The 25,948-nt window shown below is 54.7% G+C and carries 18 protein-coding genes; 2 read left to right on the top strand and 16 right to left on the bottom strand.

Annotated features, from left to right (window positions below):
• The first annotated feature begins 12 nt into the window (after positions 1-12).
• Both NYE26_RS10530 and NYE26_RS10525 read left to right on the top strand, forming a co-directional pair.
• Entirely contained in the window at positions 13-1,773 is a 1,761-nt protein-coding gene (locus tag NYE26_RS10530) for a histidine kinase (RefSeq protein WP_339255607.1), read from the top strand.
• Complete coding sequence (locus tag NYE26_RS10525; RefSeq protein WP_339255606.1) at positions 1,748-3,337, top strand: response regulator; 1,590 nt, start codon at positions 1,748-1,750, stop codon at positions 3,335-3,337. Before NYE26_RS10530 ends, NYE26_RS10525 begins: the two co-directional genes overlap by 26 nt.
• Before the next feature lie 147 nt (positions 3,338-3,484).
• On the opposite strand, the gene NYE26_RS10520 is transcribed toward NYE26_RS10525, so the two are convergent.
• The 16 genes from NYE26_RS10520 to NYE26_RS10445 form a co-directional block, all read right to left on the bottom strand.
• Positions 3,485-3,688 carry a hypothetical protein gene (locus NYE26_RS10520; RefSeq protein WP_036724896.1) on the bottom strand — a complete coding sequence of 68 codons (204 nt, stop codon included), beginning with the start codon at positions 3,686-3,688 and terminating at the stop codon, positions 3,485-3,487.
• Between the two features lie 31 nt (positions 3,689-3,719).
• Complete coding sequence (locus tag NYE26_RS10515; protein ID WP_235191859.1) at positions 3,720-4,886, bottom strand: glycoside hydrolase family 27 protein; 1,167 nt, start codon at positions 4,884-4,886, stop codon at positions 3,720-3,722.
• 725 nt (positions 4,887-5,611) lie between these two features.
• Positions 5,612-5,908: a hypothetical protein gene (locus NYE26_RS10510; RefSeq protein ID WP_339255603.1), complete on the bottom strand. Its 297-nt coding sequence runs from the start codon at positions 5,906-5,908 to the stop codon at positions 5,612-5,614.
• Between the two features lie 90 nt (positions 5,909-5,998).
• Positions 5,999-7,705 (bottom strand): RICIN domain-containing protein, encoded by a 1,707-nt coding sequence (locus NYE26_RS10505; RefSeq protein ID WP_339255601.1) that lies wholly within the window; start codon positions 7,703-7,705, stop codon positions 5,999-6,001.
• Between the two features lie 148 nt (positions 7,706-7,853).
• Positions 7,854-9,497 (bottom strand): response regulator, encoded by a 1,644-nt coding sequence (locus NYE26_RS10500; protein ID WP_339255599.1) that lies wholly within the window; start codon positions 9,495-9,497, stop codon positions 7,854-7,856.
• Positions 9,466-11,223 (bottom strand): histidine kinase, encoded by a 1,758-nt coding sequence (locus tag NYE26_RS10495; RefSeq protein ID WP_339255597.1) that lies wholly within the window; start codon positions 11,221-11,223, stop codon positions 9,466-9,468. Before NYE26_RS10495 ends, NYE26_RS10500 begins: the two co-directional genes overlap by 32 nt.
• A gap of 33 nt (positions 11,224-11,256) precedes the next feature.
• Positions 11,257-12,906, bottom strand: coding sequence for an extracellular solute-binding protein (locus NYE26_RS10490; RefSeq protein ID WP_339255595.1), 1,650 nt, complete (start codon positions 12,904-12,906; stop codon positions 11,257-11,259).
• Between the two features lie 161 nt (positions 12,907-13,067).
• On the bottom strand, positions 13,068-14,318 hold the full coding sequence (locus NYE26_RS10485) for an endo-1,4-beta-xylanase (RefSeq protein ID WP_339255593.1): 1,251 nt from the start codon (positions 14,316-14,318) through the stop codon (positions 13,068-13,070).
• Positions 14,319-14,337: 19 nt separating this feature from the next.
• Entirely contained in the window at positions 14,338-15,288 is a 951-nt protein-coding gene (locus NYE26_RS10480) for a carbohydrate ABC transporter permease (protein WP_036724912.1), read from the bottom strand.
• A 16-nt stretch (positions 15,289-15,304) separates the two neighbouring features.
• The gene (locus NYE26_RS10475) at positions 15,305-16,210 is read right to left on the bottom strand and encodes a sugar ABC transporter permease (protein ID WP_036724913.1); all 906 of its coding nucleotides are present in this window, start codon (positions 16,208-16,210) and stop codon (positions 15,305-15,307) included.
• Entirely contained in the window at positions 16,207-18,771 is a 2,565-nt protein-coding gene (locus NYE26_RS10470) for a DUF5696 domain-containing protein (RefSeq protein ID WP_339255591.1), read from the bottom strand. Before NYE26_RS10470 ends, NYE26_RS10475 begins: the two co-directional genes overlap by 4 nt.
• A 14-nt stretch (positions 18,772-18,785) precedes the next feature.
• Entirely contained in the window at positions 18,786-19,412 is a 627-nt protein-coding gene (locus NYE26_RS10465) for a YIP1 family protein (RefSeq protein WP_036724916.1), read from the bottom strand.
• A complete protein-coding gene (locus NYE26_RS10460) occupies positions 19,409-20,869 on the bottom strand; it encodes a hypothetical protein (RefSeq protein ID WP_339255588.1) in 1,461 nt (486 codons plus the stop codon). The genes NYE26_RS10465 and NYE26_RS10460 overlap by 4 nt, the downstream gene beginning before the upstream one ends.
• Before the next feature lie 18 nt (positions 20,870-20,887).
• Entirely contained in the window at positions 20,888-21,769 is an 882-nt protein-coding gene (locus tag NYE26_RS10455; RefSeq protein WP_036724919.1) for a carbohydrate ABC transporter permease, read from the bottom strand.
• Positions 21,766-22,731, bottom strand: a complete 966-nt coding sequence (locus NYE26_RS10450; protein ID WP_076073655.1) for a sugar ABC transporter permease — start codon at positions 22,729-22,731, stop codon at positions 21,766-21,768. Before NYE26_RS10450 ends, NYE26_RS10455 begins: the two co-directional genes overlap by 4 nt.
• Positions 22,732-22,749: 18 nt before the next feature.
• On the bottom strand, positions 22,750-25,644 hold the full coding sequence (locus NYE26_RS10445; RefSeq protein WP_339255585.1) for an extracellular solute-binding protein: 2,895 nt from the start codon (positions 25,642-25,644) through the stop codon (positions 22,750-22,752).
• Positions 25,645-25,948: the final 304 nt, after the last annotated feature.

Raw genomic sequence — 25,948 nt, 5'->3', positions numbered from 1 at the left:
AGTCAGAAGCAGATGGGCAACAAGGAACGTAGTCTTTTCTCCAAGCTGGTCGGCTCGCTGGTGTTATTATTGCTGCCTGTTCTGATCTTGTCGGTGTATTCGAGCAGAGTCAATGAGAGTGTGATTACCGGCCAGATCAAACAGTCGGGCATCAGCAGGCTATCTACCTTAGCCACACAACTGGACAGTATTATTACGCAGCTGGAGACCTTCACCTACCTCCTGATCCGTGATCCGAACGTCATTGAATTTCAGGATCTGTCCCTGCTGAACTCCAGCTACTACGAACAAATCAGCCGCAAAAAGCTCATTCAGGATAAGCTGTATCTGCAAAGCGCCTCGACGGAATGGATCAATGAAATCACGGTCTATTCGCCGCGTTCAGGGCAGACCATATCTACGGTCAACGGAACCTCCTATGATCTGGAGCGTCTTCAGCGGCTGAGCAAGGACAACTGGAATTTCATTATGGATGACGATCACGGAGATAAACAGGGCACGGTCATCCACTTGACCTTTGAGCCCTACCAGTCCAGCAGCGGCATCGCCAGAGCCAATTCGATCATTGAAATCAGCTTTCACATGAACCATGTGATCCGGATGCTGGAGCAGTTTCAATCGCAGGGAATCGGGGAAGCGCTTTTTTATAAACCTGATGACATCTTCTTATCCACGCCCTCTTGCCCGCCTGAGCTTCTCCAGGAGGCTGTATCCGCCTTAAAGCGGACGCAGCTGGCGCATGAGGGCAATATTACTCTGGATGTCAGCGGAATTTCCTACCTTCTGTCCTATTCCGATGTGCAGGTGCTGGACGGGTATGTGGTCAACATTGTGCCTTTATCCGAGATTCTGACGCCACTTAGGGTGACCAACCGGTTCGCCTATCTTGTCCTCGGACTGATTCTCATCGTGGGCATTGCCTTATCGTGGCTGCTATACCGGAATGTTCAGGTCCCGCTGCGCGCTCTGGTCAGAGGGGTTCAGCTCATCAAGATGGGACAATACAAGACCAGAATTCCGCTTCAGGCAAATAACGAATTCCGGCTCATTGTATCCAGATTCAACGAAATGTCGGCGCAAATCCAGCAGCTGATCGAGAATGTGCTGGAGCAGCAGCTGCTCACGCATGAAGCTGAGCTGAAGCAGCTGCAGTCACAGATTAATCCCCATTTTCTGTATAACAGCCTGTCCTACGTGATCAGCATGACCAAGCTGGAACGGAAGGATGCTGTGCTGCAAATGGCCTATCACCTGTCCGATTACTACCGCTATACGACCCGGGTGGAGAATCAGGCGGTGAGGCTGGCGGATGAGCTGAAGAACGCTGCCGATTACCTCAGCATCCACCGGATGCGGATGAGCCGCATCCGCTACAGCATCGAGGTGGCGGACCTCATGCGGGGCCTTGAAGTGCCCCGGCTGATTCTCCAGCCGATCGTCGAGAATGCGCTGATTCACGGGATTGAAGCCCTGGAGGGCCCCGGGAGAATAACGATTAGCGGGAGCCTGGACGGCAGCGGATATTCATTGATAGTTGACGACAACGGCGGCACTATGACCACTGGCCGGCTTCAGGAGCTTCAGCAGCTGCTTGCGAACCGGTATGGAGAACGGCCGGAAGCCTGCGGCCTGCTGAATGTGCACCGGCGGCTCCAGCTCCGGTACGGGGCGGACTCAGGGGTGAGGCTGTCGGTCAATGCGGACTCGGGACTGCGGGTAGAGCTGTACTGGACAGAGAAGGCGGTGGATGATGAAGCTGTTAATCGTGGATGATGAAGAGCACTTAGTGGAGAGCATGACCGCAAGCATTGCCTGGGAGACGGCTGGCATTACCAGCGTATTCTCTGCCTGTTCCGGCAAGCAGGCTATGGAGCAGATGGACAAGAACGCCGCAGACATTGTGGTGACCGATGTCCGAATGCCCGGCATGAACGGCATTGAGCTGATCCGGGCGGTCAAGCAGAAGTGGCCGAGGACGGTTAGTATTCTGCTTACCGGCCATGCCGAATTTGAATATGCCCAGCAGGGGCTGAAAGCTAAGGCGGCACATTATTTCCTCAAGCCTGTGAAGGATGAGGAGCTGCTCGCTGCCGTCTCTGATGCGGCCCGTGCGCTGCAGGCAGAACGGGAGCAGATGACTGCCTACGTGCAGTCGCAGGCAATGGTTCACCGCAATCTGCCTATCCTGCGCTCCAACCTGCTGAACCATCTGATCCAGGGACGCATGTGGACTGAACGCAAATTGACAGAGCAGCTCCAGTTATACGGCCTTCCAATCGGATTAGGCGATACGATCTCCCTGATTCTGATCCGCATCGAGGACCCGCAGAAGCGCTACGATCCGTCCGATATGTCGCTTCCGGGCTTCGCTGTTACCAATATCGTGGAGGAGCTGGTGTCCCAGCACTTCAAAAGCTGGAGCTGCGAGGATGTATACGGCCATCTTCTGTTCATTGTGAATGGCGGCGGGGACGCAAGCGGCCGTCAACTGGAACAGACCGCGGATGAGATGAGGCAGATTGTCAGCCGGTTGCTGCATCTCACGGTCTCGGTCATTCTCTCCCCTTCCGGAACCTTTCCGGCCAGTGTGGAGGAGCTGTATCAGCGCTGCGTAGCCACGGTCCGCTCGCAGATCGGCTACGACAACGACTTCGTCGTTCAGCTCGGCGGTCATCATGTCAAACCGGCCTCCCTGGTGGTCGCTTCCCTCTACTCGCCTCCCTTGTTCCCACATCTGCTTGAGGCCGGGAACTGGGAGGCAGCAAGAGAGAAGCTCCAGGAGGTGTTGCTGGAATGGGGCACGAAGTATAGCGGCTCGCATGAGCATTTATCGGAGATTTATTACGCCTTGAAGTCCGCGTTCTCCTACTTTGTGCATAAGAACGGCGGTCTGCTGACAAACTACCGCCTGCATACGCCGCTTGATATCAGGAGCATCGGAGAACTGGAGTACTGGGCAACGGGCTTGCTGGACAGACTTCAGCATGAGATGAACACCGAGCTGTCCGCCTCCCGTCACTCCGTTGTCGCGCAGATTCATCAATTCGTACAGGAGCATCTGTCGGAGGATGTCTCCCTTCAGGCGATCGCCGAATATGTATATATGCACCCAACCCATGTATCCAAGGTCTTCAAGCGGGAGACGGGAGAGAACCTGTCCGATTACCTGCTGCGTCTGCGGATGGAGAAGGCTGTATTCTTGCTGAAGGACAGTAAATACAGAGTTTATGAAATAGCGAACCGTCTGGGATATAAGAACCCCACGTATTTCATCAAGGTCTTCAAGGAGCATTTTGGCGTCACACCCCAGGAATTCAGGGAGAGCACGCTTCTCTAATTGAGATCCCGGTAATTCCGGGCCAAAAAGCCCACCAAAGAGGCAATCGCCTTTACGGTGAGCTTTTTGTCGTTCTATATATGCGAAAAATCCACTACCGGCAAGCACTCGGTCCACAACAGCCTATCCGCTGCTGTCTTCCGGTGACTAACGGAACAGCACGCATTTCCCCGATTCCCTGAAGTACTTGATCAGCCGCTCAATCGGCTCGCGTCCGCATTTCAGCTGCTCGCCAAGACAGTCGATACACAGGAAATCCTGGGCATTGCGCGTGACCAGCTTCAGGTAAATCGCCACATCATCCGTCATCAGAGGGACCCCGCATTGTCTGCAGGTTCTGTTCATGCTCATACGCTTCTCTTCTTTCTTATCTCTAGACCAATCAGACCAATTTCGCCCGCACGATCAGACAGTCATGGGCTGGAACCACCGGAGCGAACCGTTCTCTGAACACCCCAAGCTCCTTCTGCTCCCAGCAGTCATACAGGGACAGCGATTTGCCGGAGGCATACGGAAGCCCGAAATCCCAGAATTGCAGCGACATCTCTCTTTGACCATCACTCAGATTGAAGAATCCGATCGCGAGGTCACCGTCTGCTAATACTTTTACCAGCATGAATACTTCATTGGTATGGAACCACTGCGGCTCAGGCTTAATGCGGTAAGCTCCGCGGCCCTCGATATCCTGGTTGATGGCAATCAGATCCGGGTTCAGCAGAATGTTCTTGGTCGCTTCATTCGCCTTGCGGATGTCACTGCCGATCATCAGCGGAGAGCCCAGCAGGCTCCACAGCGAGAAGTGCGTCTTGTACTCCACATCCGTGCAGCCGCCGATCTGGCTGCCGATGAAGTCGCTGTTGCTGCCCCCGTACATGCCGACTACCAGCATATCCAGATCGTTATGGCAGTAGGCCCCGGTGTAGGCGGCTTTATCAAGCTGTGACAGCGCCAGCGTCTTGATCGATTCCCAGCTGTCCTGGATATCGCCGGTGGAACGGTACATATGCGCGCCGGATTCACGAATCCACTGGTAGACGTTATCTTCACCCCAGTTACATGCGGAGAAAAGAATGTCTCTTCCGCAGTTCTTAAGTGCGAGACTCATCCGCTTATACAGCAGCTCCCCCGACATATGTCTGGGTTTGAAGCAGTAGTCATACTTCAGGAAGTCTACACCCCATTCCGCCAGCGATGCGGCATCCTGGAATTCATGCTCGAAGCTGCCCGGATACCCGGCGCAGGTATGCGTTCCCACACAAGAGTACATGCCGAACTTCAGTCCCTTGGAGTGAATATAATCTGCAACCGCCTTCATTCCGTTCGGGAATTTGTCCGGATCGGCCACCAGCTTGCCATCCTTGTCCCGTTCCTTCAGGCTCCAGCAGTCGTCAATAACAATGTATTCGTACCCTGCATCCTTATAACCGTCCGCCACCAGCGTATCAGCCGCTTCCCGGATCAATTGCTCATTGATATCCCAAGTAAAAGTATTCCATGAATTCCATCCCATCGGCGGCGTTAAGCCAAGCTGTTGCTGTTTGTCCATCATTCGTATTCATCCTTTCGAGTCCATCATTAAATAAATAGTTACCAGCTAGTAGTCATCTGCATAAATGCTGTATTCTTTATGTATTTAATCATACTGGGGCCTTGCATTCTATAGCTTGACGTTGCTTTCATATCGACAAATGTTGCTTTTGAGTGTGATGCTTATCTGCCTCCTTAGCCGCCATCAAAACTGCTTGATCCGTCTCCACTTCTAGACATAGATGGAAAAGGGTATCTTAATTTTCCGTATTCTCAGGATTAGGCGGGAGCAAGTGGATAAAGAGCATCTAATGGGTTTGATTTCGTCACTTTAGTGGAAATGCGCAAAATTAAGTGTTGTTTATCCAACCATTGCCGTAGGAGGAGCCTTTTGTTCACCAGTAAGTGTATAAAAGGCAACTGTTTCCCTCCACACCTTTGCGCCCGGCACTCCAGCCTTCGCCACCCGCACCTCTACAGACCGACTACATTTCACCCACGCGCCTCCGCAGCGCCGAATGTAATCGGTTTTTCGATTACATTTCACCCACGTGCCTCCGCAGCGCCGAATGTAATCGGTTTTTCGATTACATTGAGCCCGCACGCCTCCGCAGCGCCGAATGTAATCGGTTTTTCGATTACATTGAGCCCGCACGCCTCCGCAGCGCCGAATGTAATCGGTTTTTCGATTACATTGCGCCCACGTGCCTCCGCAGCGCCGAATGTAATCGGTTTTTCGATTACATTTCAACCACGCGCCTCCGCAGCGCCGAATGTAATCGGTTTTTCGATTACATTGAGCCCACGTGCCTCCGCAGCGTCGAATGTAATCGGTTTTTCGATTACATTGAGCCCACGCGCCTCCGCAGCGCCGAATGTATTCGGTTTTTCGATTACATTGCGCCCACGCGCCTCCGCAGCGCCGAATGTAATCGGTTTTTCGATTACATTGCGCCCACGCGCCTCCGCAGCGCCGAATGTATTCGGTTTTTCACACACATTCGGCCTCGCACCTCCTCGCCCGCCCCCTTTCCCCTGCTTCATCACGCAAAAAGCCCCCTTTCCCCCGCGCGGCAATCCGGTACTGTCCCAGACCGCCCTGCAGATGGAGAAGGGGGCTCTTACCATAAAGCTCTAGTTCACCTGGACCAGCTTCCACTGCTGGTGCAGATCGCCGCGGTAGAGGTTCTGCTGGAGCTTCGCGCCGTCTGCGGTGGAGGCTCCTGTGACTTCGACTGCCTTGTTACTGTTCACATTAAGAATACTCCAGTAGCCGTTGCTCAGCTTGATGAGACGGAACTGCTGGGCGGTGTTGTTCAAATCCTGCATCAGCTGGATGGCTTCGCCGTTATTCTTCGTGCCGTTACGCACATCCATCACCTTATTGTCGGAAGAATTCACACTGCGCAGCCGGTAAATATTATTGTACGTGCCCATATCCGTAACCGTCCATTGCTGAGCCAGCGCGGTGTTCTCCGGCCACTGCTGTAGCTGAAGGGCGTTCGTATTCTGCCCGTTCGGAACGTCAATCGCTTTGCCTGACGCCCGGTTGATCAGCTTATATTTCGCATTGTTGGTGACCCCGTTCCACACCCCGTTCCAGGGGTTGAACTGTGCCCGCTCGTAGTACCATTCGAAGATAAAGCGCGCCATGCCGTCCCGGGTGGCGTTGCCGTCATAGAGCAGCCCGCCGTCCGGATCGGCGAAGGAGCTTTTGGGACCGGGATCGAGCAGGAAGCCGTTCATATGGACAGCAATGCTGACATTGCCGGCGGCGGTGAAGATCGCTTTGGTATTCTTGCCGAAGCCTGCATTCGTACCGTTGAACAGATCCCAATATGCGGAGTCGCCCGGCTGGTTCTTGAACCAGGTCGTTTCAGTAATATTGATCGGGTAAGCATCGGCAGCAGGCTTGATGCTGCTATCCCAGATCTGCTGTAGCGAGTTGTAATTGTCATAAGCGCCGTAGCCCGGATACCAGTGTACGGCATAGCCGTAATTGTTCAGCGGGTCGGTCAGCGGACTCGATGCCGTCAGCTGATAATGCTGATCCCAGCCGAGGCCTGAAGCCCAGATCACATTATCCGCGCCCTTGCTGCGGATCGTGGAGATCATGGAGTTCTGGAAGTTCTTCAGCGAATTCCAGAAAGCTGCGAAGTTAGGCTGGGAGGGATTGCCGCCCCATTGTCCGTTCACATCGCTCAGCACCGGCTCGTTGACCAGCTCGAACATGACATTATCCGCGCTCTTGAGTCCCGGCTGGGAGGCCAGGTAACCCCAGATCTGATTGAACTTGTCCAGATTGGCCTGGGTGGTCGCCTTATTGTCCAGCAGGGTGAAGTCCAGCCCCAGCGTGACGTACAGCCCCTTCGTCTTCGCATACTCCACATAGGGAATGATCAGATTCTGGGTAGCTGCCTGAAGGCCCGCGAAGTTATACGTTCCTGCTGCGACATCGCCCATATCCTCCCGGTCGATGAACAGGCGGACCTGATTCGAGTACCAGCCGTGGCTGTTGCCGTATTTGCCGGAGGTGCTGGTGAAGGTATCCGTGATCTCCTTCAGGTACTCCAGAGTGGCCTTATGCCGGTTCCCGCCGTTGCGGTTCAGATAATAATTGCTGTTCTGATACGTCCAGTAAGCCCCGGTAGGCTGATGCCAGCCGCTTAGCAGCACAGGCTGCCCGCTGCTGTTCACCAGCTGATTGCCGCTTACATGCAGCTTGGGAACAGGCGAACCCTCCCAAGCGTTTGCAGTGCCGCCGCCGGACTGCATCGGCGTCAGCAGCAGGGCCAGCATCACCAGCAGCTTCATGGATAAGCTTAACTTCCTTTTTCTCACAGATACCCATCTCCTTCTCATTTCGTGAAATCGGCGGATGCCGCCTTAATGAAAGCGAATACATCTGAATTGTACTCTGCGGGGAGACGGGCTGAAACCTGTGTGATTATAGTTGATAGACTTACAAATTATAGTTGATAGACTCAGATTATAAATTTACATGCAGAGACTCCCTGTATTCCTGGGGGGTCATTCCCGTCATTTTTTTGAAGAACCGGGTGAAGGAATGGTGGGCCTCATAACCGACATACAGCGCCACATCGCGGATTTTGAGCGTTTCATTTCCCAGCAGCTCCTTCGCCTTGACAGCCCGGCATTGATCAATGTACTCAGACAGGTTAATACCCTGCTCCTGTTTGAAGAAGCGGGACAGGTACGACGGATTGAAATAATGCAGCTCGGCCAGCCGCACCAGAGACAGGTCTTCGCCCAAATGGCTGTGGATATAGTCACAGATCCGTTCAATAACCTCCGAGGAGCGTTCTTTCTCGGCTGTGCTTCTCTGCTCGAAGAGATCGGAGGCCAGCCTCTCCAGATAATAGATGCCCTCCCCCAGGGAAGAATGCTCGTCCAGCCGCATCAGCTTGCCATATTCATTGACAAGGCCGTAGAGCTCCGAGCGGTTCATATGGGACAGCAGCACAAGGGCAACTGTATAATACAGCTCGGCGGCTTCTTCCACGGAGACGCCCGAATGAATGCCTTCCCGGATCTCCTCCAGCGTCTCAGCGAACCGCTCCCGCCGTCCGGCATCCAGATGGGCCGCAAGATTCTCAACCCGCTGTTGGAGCCGGACCCCAGTCTCACGGACTGCGTCAGACTCCGGCGGACCGCTGCGGTCAATCTGCACCATGGAGATGCCGTCCCCGATCTTCATCTGCTGCAGCCGGTGAAGCCGCTCGTAATGGCGGCCGGTTTCTGTCCAGGCACAGGCCGAGCCGCTGACCGTAAAAGCAACCGGCAGGCCCAGCGTCTGCCGGCAGGATTCCTGGATCATCTCCAGCGTCCCCTCCAGATACCGCGCGAAATTCACGCCGAAGGCAGCCCCGGCATTATGCAGAGGCTGCAGCAGCCACAGGAGATCCCCGTGCCTGTCAAGCACCCAGGCATGCCGGGTCATCTCCGCCAGATGGGAATTCCAGATCAGCCGGGAAGAGGTCAGAAGCTCACGCCGGTCCATGTAAGAGATGCCCTCCGGGTAGGTAAGCCGTCCAAGAACGAGCATGACCGGGGTATCCGCATTAAGGCTGATACCCAGCTTGCTGAAGTCTGCACGTAACGCATCCGTATCCTTACACAAGGCCTGGCTGTCCTGAAGCAGATGGCGGAGATAATCGCCCTGCGCCGCCGTCTCCATGGAATCGCGCTGCTCCCTGGACTGCTCCAGCAGCTCGCTCAGCATATTGCCCTGCTCAATCTCCTGCAGCACCTCCTGAACCGTCTCAATAATCTTGTCGAAGCCCTCGGTCTTCAGCAGATAACGGGCGCCGGGAAGCTGCAGCGCACTATAGGCATAATCGAATTCACTGTAGCCGGTCAGAAAAACAATCCGTGACCGCGGCCAAAACTCCCGGATTTGCTCAGACATCTCCAGCCCGCTCATGCCGGGCATGCGGATATCGGTCAGCACAATATCGATCCGGGTGCGCGAGAGCCACTCCAGGGCCGCTTTGGCCGAATAGACCTTGTAGACATCAAGCTTGTCCGGAAGCAGCTGGTTGAACGCCTCGTATAAGCCGTCTGTTATTATCTCTTCATCATCAACGATCAATAGTCTGTACAAGACCTTCACCTCCCGTCAGCCTAATCCGGATCTCGACCCGGAGGCCGTTTAACATGCTTCTGTCCAGGAACAGGCCGCTGCCTTCCCCGTAGATTAATTGGATACGCCGGTGGATATTGCTCATGCCGGTGACTTCATGCGTTCCGCCGTTCTGATTCAGCCGCCTTCTCAGAGTCTCGATCCGTTCATCGGTCAGCCCGCTTCCGTTATCCTCAACAATAATGCGAATCTCCCGTTCCTCCTGTTCAAAAGAAACCCGCAGCTCCCCATCCTCCGCCTGCTTCTCCAGACAATGCTCATAGGCATTCTCGATAATCGGCTGGAGAATCAGACGCGGAACCCGCAGCTCCTCCATGTCTTCCGGCAGCTCATCGAACTGAACCTGAATGCGCCTGGAGAAGCGCATCTTCTGGATCTCCGTATACATCCGGGAATGGCGCGTCTCCTCCGCAAGCCGGACATTATCCTCTCCGTTACGGGTGATGAACCGGAAATATTCGCCCAGCATGCCGGAGAATTCCTCAATCCGGGAGCTGTCCCCCTGCTTCGCCAGGGCGCTGAGAATGAAGAAGCTGTTATAGAGAAAATGCGGATTGATCTGTGACTGGAGCTGCTTCAGCTCCGCCCGCTGCATCATCAGCTTCTGGGTGTAATCCTGGTCAATCAGCATCCGCAGCCGGCTGAGCATCTGGTTGAACCGGAGATACAGATAGCCGAATTCATCCTTGCGGCCATGGTCAATCTGAATATCCAGCGAGCCGCTCTCCATCCGTTTGAAGCTGCGGATCAGGACAAGCAGCGGCTTCTGGACGAACTTATAGGTCGCGTAGGAATAGATCAGCACCGCCAGGAAGGACGCCGCCGCGAACAGCCAGGCCCAGACCACGAACTTGGTCAGCGGCCGCTTGACCGCCTTCTCAGGCAAATAGGTGGCCACAGCCATCCCCAGCTTGTCCGAGGTGAAGCTGTCAATATGATACCGGATTCCGTCCAGCTCCCAGTTGTACAGATTCCCCTCATCGATCGCCTGGTGATAGCTCTCAATCAGCTCCGGGGAGCTGTTCTCTGTACCGAGTGCATAATCCGTCAGCCGCGAGACCAGCAGCGAGCCGCTCTCCTCGTAGGCGCTAATCGCCCGGAGCGAATCCTTCAGCTTCTCGTTGTCCAGCTCAATCTGCACGATGAAGAGCGGAGGCTCATTCCTCCTGCCGCTGGATTGGGTAACGCTTAGCTCCAGGAAGTTGTTCCAGTTGATCAGCCGGCCTTCTTTTCTGAGATCGACGGACCGGAAGAAATTGAACTTGCTGCTGTCAAAATCATCGATGCCGTTCATCGCGGACAGCGTTTTATTAATGGTACGGATATGAACGAACACATCGCCGATGTAGGCGCTGCTGTTCTTCAGAGAGGTGAGCCGCTGCGTGATGTAGTTCAGGCTCTCCCGCTTTTGAACATCGTCCATGTAATTCCAGGTCACGGCAATCTTGTTCAGCTCGGTATCCTGGGCAAGATCATACTGCTGGATCTCCATCCACTCCACCTCGCGGTTCAGGTCCTCCAGATAATAGGTTAACTGCGACAGGGTCGCTCTGGACAGGTCCTGGCTTGCATTCCTGTAGCTCCAGTTGTAGAGGTAGAGTCCCAGCAGCAGAATCGGCAGAATAATAGCAAGATAAGTGACAACCATCCGGATAAAAATCGTGTGGCGCATCGACACCGCAGGAAACTTAAGCATGTGTACCGCCTCCACTCGTCTGCTCAGGTCCGGTCATTTGCTGCTCCCGCCCTTCTCTGCGTACCAGTCGTTGACCTCAGCCGTAATCTGCTCGCCGCCCAGCTTGTTCCACTGTGCCACGAAATTATCGAACCCGCTGAGCGGTCTGCCCTGAATGATATCAAGAAAGGCATCAATCTGAAGATTATTTAGAATATTCTGCTTCTCGATCATCGTCTCTGTAGGTGCGCCGACGAAGCTCTCATAGAGCAGCTGAGATTTACGTTCATACCCGTCCAGGATGGAAAAAGCACCCGAAGGCCCGTACGTCCGCTCCCAGCCCCAGCCTGTCTCGCTGTCCGCACCTCCGGCCTCGTAAGCGGCAATCCGCTTCTGGATCGTCTTCGCTTCATCCTGAAGCACGGAGGCATCGCCGGTGCGCCGGAAGGTCTCCAGCTCCCGGAAGGCCTCCAGGTTCTTCTGCACCGGAAACGGCGTCACCGGCGACAGCTTCCACACCGCCTGCGGAGCGTTATAGTACCGCTCCACCTCACTCGTAGCCCCCCAATTCTTCTCCAGATGCAGGTTAATCAGCTTAATCAGCGCCTCCGGATGCTGGACGCCCTGCTTGACCGCCAGGAACTGGTTGGTGCTGAACGGAAGCGGCACCTTCGGCGCGGCCCCCGACTCCGAGACCAGCGGGAAGGCTTGCCACTCAGCCTGCGGATTATGCTCACGGCTGGACTGCACGAGGAAGGAGCCCCACTGCTCCCCATACATCATTCCAACCTGCTCATGCTCAATCCAGTCGCTGGCCTTGACCCCGTCCTTGAAGGCGAATTCCCTGTCAATCTGTCCTGTCCGGTACAATTCCTGAAGCACCTGCAGGGCATGCTTGACCTCCGGCTGGATCCCTCCATAGACCAGCTTGCCGGTCTTGTCCTTAATCCAGATTCCGGGATACGCACCATAACCGGCCATGAACCCGGTAAGTCCCATGACCGGGTCCCACAGATATTTGGTGACCGCAAGGCCATAGGTATCATGCTTGCCGTTACCGTCAGGATCTTGCTGCGTAAACGCTTTCGAAATAGCCAGCACCTCTGCCATCGTCTGTGGGGGCTGCAGGCCGAGACGCTCCAGCCAGTCCGTGCGAATCCACAGGAACATCGCGCCCTCAATGGACGAATTGGTCTCCGGGATCGCCATAAGCTTGCCGTCAAGGGTAACCGTCTCGAACGGGCCCGTTCCTTCCTCGCTCAGCACCTTGCGGGTTAACGGGGTTGCATACTGGTCATAGACTTCGCTCAGGTCCTGGATCAGCCCTGCATTGCTCAGCACCCTGAGCTGCGAAGCATTCACCCGCACAATATCAGGGATATCCCCGGAGGCCAGAGATACCCCCAGCTTGCGGGAGTAGATGGAGCTCCACTCCGTCCAATCATAGGTGACCCTAATGCCGAGCACCTCTTCATACAGCTCGGTCCAGCGGTTATGCTCCAGCGACTCTCCCGGCAATTCCTTCAGTATTTCTTCCAGCGCATCGTTGTTCTCACGTACGAACGACAGCTGGATGGGCGGATCATATTTGCTTAGACCCGGCTCTTCATATAACGAAGCGCTCCCCGGCTGTCCCTCAGGAACCGGAGAACGCTCCGCAAGGTTATTGCTTCTCTCACAAGCGGTTAACAGTTGTACGGCCATGCATGCAGCGACAGTCCAGGCCATTGTATTCTTGATTGTTTTGGGCACCAGTTGCAACCTCACTTTGCAAGATTATTTATTACCGGAATATTATATTATCCCGGCAAAAATAATGAAATTGTAAGGTGCATTTCTTGTTTGGCTTACCCGTTCTTTACCATTTAGAAATCGGTGACCGCCTGGAAGGCCGGTTTGGGCTGATGCTGCCTGTCGAACAGCATCGGCGCCTCGGTCCGCTCGGTCGGGAACGTGCTCAGCCAGGTATGATCATCCGCAATGCCCCAGAACATGACCCCGCTTAACAGCTCCTTCCTGTCTCTTAGAGCAGCGAATAGCTCGCCGTACCGCGCAGCCTGCCGCTGCAGGATATCCTCAGGAACTACAGGGCCGACATCGCTGAGATCGTTATAGACATACAGGCTCATATCCAGCTCGGTGATCTGATTATCCAGGCCCAGAGCATGGAACTTCTCCATGGACTCGATAATGCTCTCCACCGAAGGATAGTCCAGATTAATATGGGTCTGGTGGCCAACCCCGTCAATCGGCACCCCCTTCGCCAGCATGTCCTTCACCAGCTCGTAGAGCCGGTCCCGCTTCTCGGGATTATCTGTGCCGTAATCATTAATATACAGCTTAAGCTCCGGCCCTCCAGCCTTGCGGGCCGCCCGGAAGGCTGTCTCGATGAATTCGGTGCCGGTAATCTTATACCAGTCGCTGGCCCGCATGCCATCCGGGTCTCCAGGCTCAATCACCTCATTCACTACATCCCAGGAGGAGATGTCGTCCTTGTAACGGCTGACAACAGCGGTGATGTAGCTGTCGAGCCGCTTCAGCAGCAGCTTCTTGTTCGCTTCGCGCCCTGCTGCATCGGTCTCATCCGCCATTGCCTGACCGGCTTCATCCCGGAAGAACCATTCCGGTGTCTGGCTGTGCCACACCAGGGTGTGGAAGCGCAGCCCCATGCCGTTCGCCTTCGCGAAGGCGACGATCCGGTCGGCCCGTTCCCAGGTGAAGGTGCCTTCAGCCGGAGCGATCGCATCCGGCTTCATGGCATTCTCGGCCACGAGCCAGTTCACATGCCGCTTCAGCAGCTCGGCTGCGGGACCCTCCAATTGGTCCGGTTCCACCGCAGCTCCAATAGGAAAGTAATCCGCATAGGCTGCCGCCAGCGGCGGAGCCTCCTGCTGCACCGGAGCTTCTGCCGCAGAATCAGACGAAGCTGTAGCGGCAGCGGCCGGAGTCCCGCCGGGCGAGGCCGCCGGGGATGACGCTACATTCCCTGGCGGGGATGCAGCAGGAGCCGCATCCCCGCCAGGAGCGGAGCAGCCGGATAACCATAGAAGCGCGGCTGCGAAGACTATACTCCGGGCCAATCTGGCCGGAGTGCTTGTTCTGTTATTTTGGCGCACAGTCATCCTCCTTCTACGGTTAACCCACAATCCCGGTACGCTCAATACTCTCCACGAAATACCGCTGCACGAACAGGTAGATAATGATCAGCGGCAGAATCGCCAGCAGAATCCCTGTATCCTGGACCATGCTGAGGTAGAACGGATCAGCCTTGGAATTGGCGCCGTCCTCCAGCAGAATCGCCAGATTATACGGCAACGAGCCGAGCTGGGTCGCCATCACCTTGCTGGAGGTCAGATAAGTCGTGGTGAAGAAGCTGTCGTTCCATTGCCACACAAACGAGAAGAGCAGTACCGTAACAATGGACGGTATCGCGTTAGGCAGCATAATCCGGTAGAAGGTCTTGCCTACCCCGGCCCCGTCGATATAAGCCGCTTCCTCCACCTCTTTGGGAATCCCCCGGAAGAACTGCCGGAAGATGAAAATGTACAGCCCCGCCTTCAGCGAATTCGCCGTAGCAGAGGTTAGAATAAACGGCCAGTAGGTGTTGAGCAGATTCACCGATTTGCCGCCCGTTAAGAGCGGAATCAGCCCCATCAGGCTGAAATCCTTCAAATTCAGGTAGACCGGAATCAGAATCGTGATCGGCGGAACCAGGATCGTCAATATGACCCCGGCGAACAGCAGCTGGCTCCCTTTGAACTTCAGCCGGGCGAAGCCATACCCTGCAAGCGCGCAGGAGATGGCGGTCAAGATTGTAGTCAGCGCCGACAGGGTGAAGGTATTCAGCAAGGCCTGCCAGTAATCCATTATTCCAATCGCTTTGACGAAATTGTCGAGCGTGTAATTCTCGGGAAGCCAGACGACAATCGGTGAGTACAGATCGCTCTTGGCCTTGAAGGCCGTGGATATCTTCTGGAGTACCGGATAGAGGATCACGAACGACAGGCCTGCAATGAGCGTTAGCCGCACGAAGGACCATATCCATTTCTTCCAGCGTTCGAGTGACAGTAAGCGGGTCGCATGCATTAGTCCCATCCTCCCTTTAATCATAGTAGAAGACCTTCTTCGAGATCAGATAGCTGCTGACGGCCAGAATTAAGGCCACTGCGGCGAAATACAGCCAGGCCATCGCAGAGCTTAGACCGAAGTTGAACTGGGTGAAGCCGGTCTCCCGGATCAGGTCCGTCATGGCGTTATTCGAGAAGGAATCGATAATCGTATAGATGGAATTCACCAGAATGAGCGGGCTGACCATGGGAAAAGTGATTTTCCAGAAGGCCTCATAGCCGGTTGCCCCTTCCATCTTGGACGCCTCATACAGCTGCGGCGAGATGGTCTGGATACCTGCCAGGAAAATCAGAATCTGTACGCCGGACTGGCTTACAATACTATAGATGCGGCTCACGGCGCTGGTCAGATAGTTCACTACCCATTCGCTTAAGCCCGCATCCAGCATCAGCCCCTCCAGCTCGAAGGTGCCCAGTCCCTGAATCGCTCCCGCTCCGGCATTTTGATCGTTGACCGCCTGAATCAGGCTGGTGCTCTCCAGGCTCAGAATGACCCCGGAGGCCAGAATAACGGGCAGGAAGAAAATCGAACGGGCCAGCGATCTGCCGATGAACTTCTGATTCAGCAGCACCGCCAGGAACAGGCTGAAGATGACGATCAGCGGCACATTGATGACCATATTCATAATGGCATCGGCCAGCGAGCGGTTGAATTCGGTATTCACCGTCAGTGCTTCGACATAATTCTGGAAGCCGCTGAAATGAACAATCAGTCCGTCGGAATTAGCCTGCACCGAGCTTAAGCTGTAGCGCAGCGAAGACAACAACGGAATCAGGAAGAAGAAGATGAACCCCAGCAGCCAGGGCAGCACATAGAAGAAGCCCATTAATGCCTTTTGCTCTTTGTAGGATCTGCGGTCCAGTCTAAGTATGGATTTCAAGATTGCTCACCACCCGTAATATAGCTTTCGGCTTCAACCGTCCGGCCTTCGGCAAGGACTGCGGTCTTATTGTAGTTGACGATGACAGACATCCCGTTACCGTAAGTGCTTTTATAGACACCGTCTGCCAGCTTCTCATGACCCGTCAGCCGCTGATTCTGAACGTTCTTCATCACTCCGTTCACTTCAGTGTACATATCGGCTGCCTGATTGATCCACTGCTCGTAATTGACCGCATACAGGTTATCGAAGTCGGTATCCTTCACCTTGTAATTAGGCGCATACATCCATTCATAATAGATACCGGAGCCGTACTCCAGACTCTTCAGGATATACTGCCTTGGATTCGTGAACGTGGACAGGTTAAAAGGCTTGCCGGTGTAATTCACATATCCCCGCACCACCATCGGATAGAACGGAATCTCCTCATCCTCCAGCTTGAACCGGCTGCTGGACACCGGAGCATCCGTAATGTCAGAGAGATACGGGAGGGCGTAGGCATTCCCGCCGTCCGCGAGAATGCGCAGGGACTGTCCGGTAATCTTCTCCAGTGATTGGACCGATATCTGCTCGGACGCAGACCGGTCAATTTCTTGATTTTTACGGAAATCGCTGTTCAATTGATCGGCCATATCCCTGAGCGAGATGCCCCCGGTCTGAAACGGCGCAATCTCCTTCAGCGTGGCATCGACATATCCGCCGACCCTGCTTGGCGAAATAATGTAGGCAGGCGTGAAGGAACGGTCCCGCCGGTTCAAGGCCATATTGTACGGATAGACAGCTGCCGGAATCTCACTGAGCATCCGGGAAGCCTTCTGATTAATACGGAAGCCGGAGGTCTGGTTCGCCCGAAGCAGAGCGACGTCAGGGAAGAGCTGAATATCTTGCTCCTTAGCGTATGCTGCCAGCCGGTTCAGTCCCTTGCTGCCGCCAATCGCCTGATCCACAGACAGCCGGTCCGGCACCTTGTGATCGAGGCCCCGGTTGAACCAGCCGGCATATTTCAGCTTGATATGATCAATGCCGCGCTGCTTCATCTGCTCCAGAATGCTCTGGGCCTCTTCGAAGGTCGTCAACGCCTCCAGCGATTGATACGGAATACCCAGGACATGCTTGGTCTTCGTGATTCCGCCCACCAGCTCCAGATAGAACGGCGTATTCACAGGAGCTTCTGCGGAAGCTGCCGGCTGCGCCTCAGGCAGTCCGCCATGCTCCGCCAGATAGCTCTGGTAATAACGCGCCATGCCCGGATAAGAGGCCTCTGCTCCGCTCAGGAACGCGTAACGGACGACATAATCTGTCTTAGGCGGCTCCTGCTGGAATTTCGGCAGGGTGCGGTTCTGATCACTTGACGTCAGGGTAAGATCTCCCTTGGCAATCAGGGTGAAGCTCGGATACACATAGTTGTATCCATTCAATCTGCCGCTGGTATCCGCGTTGATGGTAGCCAAGGACGCACCTTGTTCAATAATGCCCAGCATGGCGCCTTCCTCCCGGATCAAGCCGAACACCGGCAGCTTGACCTCCTGCTGCTGCGCATAGGCATCTGTGGTCTCCATCGTCCCATCCACACCATATACCGCCTGCTTATATGCGGGATAACGGATCTTTCCGTTATTGAAATGAATCAGCGCTCCTGAGCCGTCCGGCACCAGGATGGAACCCGAATCCTTGCTCCCTCCGGCACCCAGGAAGCTCAGCAGGGAGATGTCATTCACCGGATAATCCGCAGGATAGCGGATATCCGCTGCCGGAACCTTGACGACCAGCTGATCCCCGTCCAGGGCGTATTCAATGGCGAGCTGAAAAATACGCGGCGCAGGCTTGGTCTGGCTGAGTTTGTTCTCGGCGATGTCCTGCTGCAGATCTTCCTCTGTGTACCCCGCCTTCTCGAAGCCCTTCAGGGTCCGCTCCAGCTGAAGCCCCTTCAGCGCTTCATCGTTTCGCGTATATACCCCGTTCTCCTCATCGAAGGTGTAGGCAATTTTCATCGTCCGCTGCCCGGTCTTATCCATCTTGCTCATGATCTTCTCCTCGAACCGCTCCTTGCCCATCTTCATCGGCAGATCCTCCGCTGTTGCGGCGGTCGTTCCGAACTGGTAGAAGACCTTGACGCCTTCCGGCGTCAGTTCCATCTTCATTTGCTTATGGGCCACGCTGTCCGTATATGAATTGACAGAGCTGACTTGACCCAGGTTGTTATAGAAATCCAGCTTGAGCTGCGCGGACAGCAGGTCTTTATTATCCCCGCTGGCCTTGGCATCCGCTTCACGGTCCAGCGGGTTGCTGTACCAGACCGTCCCGTCCGACAGATTCTTGACGGCAATCCCTCCGGTAGCTTCATCCATGAACAGCCGGAGCTGCGCGTTCTCGAGCACCCCTGTCATGCCGCTCACCCCACTATCGGTGAAGGCAGATTTCAGCGCGCTCCCTTCCGTAAAGGACACTTCAAGATTCGGTTCATGCCCGCTGGCCTGGCTGCCTGAGCTTGACGCCGAACAGCCGGCCAGCACACTCATACTGAAGAGAATCGAGAGCAGCATGATTAACGGCTTCCTCATTCCCGGTCCTCCTCCTATCTCCTCAAGACAATTTCTTGGTATATGGTCGAGACGAATGCAATCATCTGCTGAACCAGACTGAAGAACAGCAGGGTCAGGAAAGCCATGAAGGCCATAGCGAGCAGCGTCAGCAGAATCGTCCCGATCGTTTTGGACGGGGAGAACTGATGAACGGTCATAATGCCCACATACAGCAGCAGTCCCGACCAGAGAATGGCAAAGTTTTTGAAAAAGTAATAAAAAGAGCTCTCCTGGGCCGAGATGAAATTGCTGATCCAGATCCATGGGAAATTAATCAGGACAATCGGAACTAGGGCGAAGCAGGTGGTAATAAAAATCTCCGTGAACTTCCCCTCCCCGTCCATCAGCGTAGTCAGCGACCAGTTCGCCACACACCAGAACAGAACAGGAACCAGCACATAGACCGCCTCCAGCAGGCTGTTCAGATACCGGGGATTATTCATATTGACCAGGAACCCGCTGTATTGATTGCCCAGAACATTCGTCAGAATCAGCATAAACAGAATGCCGAAGGAGATGATCAGACTGGTTTTTTGACTGCGTTCATATTTGAGGTCCCAGTATCCGTTGAACGGATGAACCATCACATACAGCGGATGTTGCAGCGCTTCTCTGTTCAATGGAGCTCCACCTTCTTTCTGGCCTTCATTTTCCGGTACATTCTCAGGCCCAGCCATAGGGCCACCAGCGCGATCAGAGCCGTCATAATGGTGGAGAAATGTCCGCGAAGCACTTCCTTACGGTAGAGCAGGAACGCTTTGGAATAGTTGGTCCGGTCCATGCTGCGCTCGAAATACTCCGCCGACTCCTTGTACTCGCCTTGCCGCAGATACGCCTTGCCTATACCCGCATAGGCATACTCCATATTCGCATTCAGGTTGACGACCTTGCTGAACTGCTGAGAGGCCATCTCCTCATCACCGTTATAGTAGCTGCGCACGGCACTGTTCAGCGTTCTTCCATACTCTGTGGTCTGAAATACCGTGATTTCACCCAGCGCCTGATCCAGCACCAGAATATCGTCACCGCTGTGCTCAATGGCAACCGGAGTGTTGAATTCGCCCAGACGGTTACCGATTCCGCCGAAAATGTACAGCAGATAGCCGTCCCCGTTGTACGTGAACACCCGGCCCCGGCTGGCATCCAGCACCGCGTATATTTCACTGTCGCTCACATCGATATCCACGAGCCGCGGGGCACCCCCTGAGCGCGTGGAGTAGAGCAGATCACCGCTGGGCTTGTAATAGCCCTCTCTCCGCAGAATATCTGCCCCCTGCGCGTTCAGCTTTTTGATCGGGTCCCCGTAATCGTCACCGTTGGTAGCGTACAGAAAGCCTTCGTCATTAATGTCCAGATTCGTGAACTCGGTAGGCGTATACATCACCATCTGCTCACGCTGCGCCTTGGTGGAGATCGATTTCCAGAAATACTCTACCGCATCGACATGCACCCGGTTCGCGCCAATGAACGATTTGAACACGCCGTCCGCCCCGAATTCCATGAAACCGTCGAAGACGCCGGCCGACATCACATAGATGCGGTCCGCCTTGTCTACAGCAACACGGACAGGCTGAAATTCAAAGTTCGCCTGCAATAGCTCGGACTTCGGGGCTTCAATGATCCCCACAGCCTTGAAGTCGCTGTCGAGATGGACGATACGCTTATTGCCCGTATCCGCGACATACACTTCCTTCTGCTGCGTCACATAGATGCCCTGCGGATTGTTGAACTTCTCCGCCTTCCCCTTGAACTGGAATGCATTTACCGTCTTGACGGACTTATAGTCCTGATCCAGAATCACAAACCGGTTATTGCCGCTATCCAGAACATAAATCTGCTTATCCGCCGTAACCTGAATATCCTGCGGATTGTTGAATGGGCCCGCACCGGAGCTGGCACCCGTGATGAGCGTAGTAGCCTCGTAGGCGGACGGAGCCGCCACCGCATTCCCCCAGTATGAATAATTGTAGGAAGGGGCTGCGCTCTCTGCCAGGGCCAGCTCTCCGCCAAGCCCCAGACTGACCAGGCAGCACAAGGCCAGCAGACCGGTTCTCAGTTTCTTTATCCTTGCGACCATTGTCACCGTTCCTCCTCTCTACTCTTTCATACCGGATGTGGCCATCGTCTGGATGACACTGCTCTGTGAAATAATGAACAACAGAATCGGCACGGTCATCAGCAGCAGAGCGACGGCCGCTCCGACCCCGGCACGCGCAATCCCGCCCTGGATGACCTGGCTGAGCGCGTAGTGAAGTGTCTTCAGGTTCTCACTGTAGATGAAGCTTCCTCCGTCTGTGCCCCACAGCGCCGGAAATTGCAGGATCATCAGCGTCAGCCAGGCCGGCTTCACATTCGGCATTACGATTTGCCAGAACACGCGGTACTCGTTCGCACCGTCGATTTTGGCCGCCTCAATCAGTGCATCCGGGATCTGCTCCATGAACTGCTTCATCAGGAACAAACCTAGTGAAAAGGCCAGTGACGGTACGATAATCGCCGCCTGGGTATTGATCCACCCCAGCTGCGACATGACCAGATAGTTCGGTATTGCCGTAACATGCGGCGAGAACATCAGGGACAGCACTACAATCTTGAACAGAATGCTGGAGCCCGGGAATTTGAACTTGGCCAGCGGATACGCCGCTGCCGACGCCAGCAGGATATGTCCTGCGGTCCCTACCAGTGTGATCAGTAGAGTATTCGCAATATATCTGGTGAACGGCACCCAGGAATTGCCCATGATCACCATCAGATCGGTGAAGTTCTCCAGCGTCGGGTTCCGCACCAGGAATCTCGGCGGGAAGATGAACAGCTCATCCAGCGGCTTGAAGGCATTGTTCACCGTATAGATCAGCGGAAGAACCATGAACGCGCCGAAGCCCAGCAGCAGGCCGAAGAGCATAAAGCTGACAGCAAAGGAACGGTTCAGTCTTTTTTGAGGGCGAAGGGCCCCTATCACTCTTGAATACAGGGTCATTCACCCACCTTTCGAAGCAGCTTCTGGGTCATCATGTTGGTTCCGAGCATAATTGCGAAGAGAATAGTAGCAATCGCAGAGGCATAGCCCATCTCAAAGCGCAGTGTCCCGTAATCCATCAGATGCGTGACCACCGTATGTCCCGCATAGTTGACACTCGGGAAGCCCGCCAGCGCAATAGAGACTTCGGCCACCGCGAAGGAGGCGGTAATCTGCATGACCGCGCCGAACATCAGCTGCGGACGCATGGACGGCAGGGTAATGAACCACAGCTCCTGCCAGCGGTTCCTGATTCCGTCCATCGCTCCGGCCTCGAACAGCGTCTGGTCCACGGTCTGAAGTCCGGCGATGAACGCCAGGAAGCTTGTGCCGAGACTCAGCCAGAGCTGCACAATAATGATAATGGGAAGAATGTACTTCTCATTCTGCAGCCAGATAATCGGCTCCAGCAGCACCCCGATCTTCATCAGGAAGCCGTTGAGGTAACCATAGCTGTCCCCCGAGAAGACGATCAGCCAGATGAAGAACACATTGCCCGAGATCGAAGGCGCATAGAAGACCAGCGTCATCAGCGACCGGACAAAGGGCGACAGCTCATTAATCAGCCAGGCGAACAGGAAGCATGCGATATAGCTTAACGGGCCTGTGATCACAGCGAACAGAAAGGTGTTCTTCAGCGCGATCATGAACACATCATCGCCCAGCAGCAGCCTGGAATAGTTCTCCCAGCCGATGAATCTCGGCGTCTCCAGCATATTGAAATAGAAGAAGCTCAGCCCGAAGGAGACGACCACCGGGATTACCGTGAACAGGAAGAAGATGATCATATAGGGACTCATCATGAAATAATAATGCTTGCTCTTCTTGATATCTCTCCATAATTGCGCCAGGCGGGATTCCTTGACCGGACCGCCAGCCAGCCCTGGCAAGGCTGGTTCAGTGGTATTCTGTATTTGTACCATCAGCTTACAGCCTCCAACCTAATACGGAAGTTTGAATTCCTTCCGTTTGATCTGAATTTCATCGTTAATGTAGATCAGATAATCCGACAGGGCTTCACGCGGATTCACATTTCCGTTGACCACCTTGCGGAACGCATTGTCCAGATGCCGGCCTGTGAAGTACCCGCCGGGAACCTGAGGGTTACCCTTCACCCATTGCCACTGGCTCTCCAGTTCCTTGTAATCCTTCACCGGCCACGGCAGCTCCTCCAGTGCTTCAATGTTCGCGGTCGGATAACGTGCCGCCGCTCCCATCAGCCCTTCCATTTCCCGGCCGTACTGGACCTGGGTGTCCTTGTCTGTCCACCACTTCATGAATTCCCAGGACGAATCCTTGTCCTTGGCATTCTCCAGCAGCATGACACCGGTTGTATGGCTGGCTACGCTATGGTCCACCGTGCCATCCGCCTGCTTCGTTCCCGGCACCACCGTGAATTCCCACAAATTGCGGATTTCCGGCGCCATTACTGTCAGGCTGTTATAGATGGTGTAATCGGCAATCCCGATTGGGATCTCGCCTGTACGGAAACGGTTCGGAAAGTCCACCTTCACCGGGAACTTGTAATTGGTATAGAACTGGGTCCACTTGTTAAATTCACTCATGGAGGTCTCCGAGTTCAGCGCGCTTCGCTTCTGGTCGTCCGTGTAGAGCTGCCCGCCGTTCTGGTAGAGCAGCATGGTGAAGGCCGCATTGGGCACCAGCGTCGCGTTGTTCAGTGTATCCTCCAGGGGAAGATAGAACTCCAGATTATGTCTCTGCAGCACAGAGACGACATTGTAGACTTCCTCCCACGTAGTAGGGGGCTCCAGACCAAGCTCCTGCAGAATATCCTTCCGGTAAAAGAGCATCGGGAAGATCTGCTGCTCAGGCAGCCCGTAGACGCTTCCATTGTACTTATAAGGCGTAAGGGCGCTGTCGCGGAAGCGGTCAGCCACTTCTTTGAAATCGGCGAACTGGGACAGATCGGCCGATGCTTTGCGCATCGCATAGTTCACTGGAAGATCCTCGCCGATCTGCATGGCTACGTCCGGCCCTTCGCCCGCCAGGGTTGCCGGCAGCAGAATGTTCGGAGGCACCAGCCTCAGTGCCACGGAGATGCCCGAATCCGGCGTGAAGGTATCGTCAATCATGCTCTTCATCACTTGAGCCTGATCCCGGCCGGTCGAAATCCAGACCGTAATCGCCTTCTGGTTCTTCGTCACGTTACCGATACTGTCATAGTCTTCGGTATACGAGGCGCCATACGCTCTCAGCTCATGCTTCAGCTTCTGGAAGAAGGTCGCCTGCGCAGACGGAAGCGGCTTATCCGGCGCCGAGACCACCAGTGAATCCAGTGTCAGCGGCTGTTCCCGCACGCTAAGAATCCAGGTCCCCAGTCCGCCGACATTCGTCTTGAAGGAGACCAGCCGTTTGGCTACCGTGTCCGGATGCTTAGCCATATCCTCCAGCTGGGTAACCATCGAGTACAGCACGGATACCTTGTCGCTGCGTTCCCCGGTGGCCTGCTCCAGGTATTCGCCGACACCGCGGATAATCTCCGCCTGCTCCCGGAATACCTTGGTCATCTCCGGTATCCGCTTCTCCAGCTGATAGTCGCGGAACTTATCCGGGTTGTTGGAGGTAATCGCCAGAATATTGCGGTACATTTCATTCAAGGTCAGGACACTGGACTGGACGGTACGGACCAGCGGCGCGATATCGCCCAGGGTCACGGTCAGTCTCAGCTTGTGCGTCCCTTCTGTAAGATGGAACAGATAAGGCTCTTCCCCGCCGAGTACATTCATCTGCCAGCCGGGAGAGTAATTGAAGCGGATCTGCTTCATCTCGGTGAACGGATATTCACCATCAATAGTCAGGCTGCGGTTGGCATAGACGCCCCGGAGCTGATTCTGCTTCTCCTTGAGCGCTATCCGGTACAGACCTTCTTCAGGGACATCAATCTCCCATTCGATCCATTGCCCCGGAAGCTTCCAGTTCACCCCGCCGATGGTGTTAATCCTTAAATTTGAGACGGCATAAGGAACCACTGCCGGGCTGGAGCGGTCGGATAACGGGTATAAGGTAGGCGAGGATTTGGCGGATGCCGCTTCGGCCTGGACCTCGATATAAGGCTCTTGTACCGGCTGAAGGCCCTTAGTCTCATACTCCTGCTTAGCCTCTGCATAGGAGCGCACTGTCCGGTCCTGGAACAGCTCAATATAATCAATGGCCATCGGTTCACGGAGTGCGGTCAGCGACAGGGTCTGGTTTCCCTGCTCCAGATAGAAGGCATACGGCTCCTCATAGAAGCCTTCACTGTCCGCAATGACCGTGGACTGCCACACCGGCTGTTCCACCTGTCTGGGGCGCAGATCGTTGCCTCGGTCATCCTGCTTAATGACCTCCTCACGGTTCCCCCAGACCCGGTCGAAGAGCAAGGTATCCGCTCCCTTGAACGGCACCTCCCGGTTGATGGATAAGGAACGTTCAATGGACGAGCTTTTGCCTTCCACAGGATAATAATGAACCCGGATGTTATACAGCCCGGATTCCGGAACCGGCACCTCCCAGGAGATGGTTCCCGATTCCTGGGTAATGACTGCTGCTCCGTCAAGCCCCTCGAATTGCTGCTTCACCTCAAAGACATCTCCGCTGCCGGGGGAATAGCTCTCCCCTTCGATGCGGATCTCCCGGTCAGGGCGCGGGGCATCCCCGTGTTGCTTCAGATAGGCTTCATAGCTGCCTTCTTCAGCATCCTGCGTGGCTGCCGTGAACTTGCCTGCTGCGGGAGAGTCGGAATGCACAGGCTGCCCCGAGGAATTAAATATCCAGATCGTCCCGGCCAGCAGGACAACAACCAATATAATCGCTATGTTCCTGATTCGAATATTCAACGTACTCCTCCCTTTAAGCGATGGATCATAAGTTCTTCAAGCGTAAGTTATATAAGAAGCACCTCAGAGTTGAACACGAAGCATGGTCGTCACTGCGGTGAACATTTGGACCTCCGGCCGCTGTTGTATTTGAATTTCCTAATTTGAACCGCTCCTAGCGGTAGAAATCCAAATACAAAGGCGGTCGCTAACGCTCCTACAGTTCCAAATTTCCCCTCCGCTTCTTTTTGCTTTTCGTTAATTTCTTTAGTGCTTCTTATATGGTTCTTTTTAATTTCAGCAAGAATGGGAACAACAGTCCGCG

Origin of the sequence: Paenibacillus sp. FSL P2-0136, from assembly GCF_037975325.1 — a bacterium.
GTDB classification, from domain to species: Bacteria; Bacillota; Bacilli; order Paenibacillales; family Paenibacillaceae; genus Paenibacillus_AQ; species Paenibacillus_AQ silagei.
This window is presented reverse-complemented; position numbering and strand designations above follow the sequence as displayed.

What these genes read in the sequence shown, in the direction of transcription:
- NYE26_RS10470 (WP_339255591.1), bottom strand. Translation starts at nt 18,771, where the DNA reads ATGAGGAAGCCGTTAATCATGCTGCTCTCGATTCTCTTCAGTATGAGT.
- NYE26_RS10525 (WP_339255606.1), top strand. Translation starts at nt 1,748, where the DNA reads ATGATGAAGCTGTTAATCGTGGATGATGAAGAGCACTTAGTGGAGAGC.
- NYE26_RS10490 (WP_339255595.1), bottom strand. Translation starts at nt 12,906, where the DNA reads ATGGCCGTACAACTGTTAACCGCTTGTGAGAGAAGCAATAACCTTGCG.
- NYE26_RS10530 (WP_339255607.1), top strand. Translation starts at nt 13, where the DNA reads ATGGGCAACAAGGAACGTAGTCTTTTCTCCAAGCTGGTCGGCTCGCTG.
- NYE26_RS10510 (WP_339255603.1), bottom strand. Translation starts at nt 5,908, where the DNA reads ATGAAGCAGGGGAAAGGGGGCGGGCGAGGAGGTGCGAGGCCGAATGTG.
- NYE26_RS10515 (WP_235191859.1), bottom strand. Translation starts at nt 4,886, where the DNA reads ATGATGGACAAACAGCAACAGCTTGGCTTAACGCCGCCGATGGGATGG.
- NYE26_RS10480 (WP_036724912.1), bottom strand. Translation starts at nt 15,288, where the DNA reads ATGCATGCGACCCGCTTACTGTCACTCGAACGCTGGAAGAAATGGATA.
- NYE26_RS10520 (WP_036724896.1), bottom strand. Translation starts at nt 3,688, where the DNA reads ATGAGCATGAACAGAACCTGCAGACAATGCGGGGTCCCTCTGATGACG.
- NYE26_RS10455 (WP_036724919.1), bottom strand. Translation starts at nt 21,769, where the DNA reads ATGACCCTGTATTCAAGAGTGATAGGGGCCCTTCGCCCTCAAAAAAGA.
- NYE26_RS10495 (WP_339255597.1), bottom strand. Translation starts at nt 11,223, where the DNA reads ATGCTTAAGTTTCCTGCGGTGTCGATGCGCCACACGATTTTTATCCGG.
- NYE26_RS10450 (WP_076073655.1), bottom strand. Translation starts at nt 22,731, where the DNA reads ATGGTACAAATACAGAATACCACTGAACCAGCCTTGCCAGGGCTGGCT.
- NYE26_RS10460 (WP_339255588.1), bottom strand. Translation starts at nt 20,869, where the DNA reads ATGGTCGCAAGGATAAAGAAACTGAGAACCGGTCTGCTGGCCTTGTGC.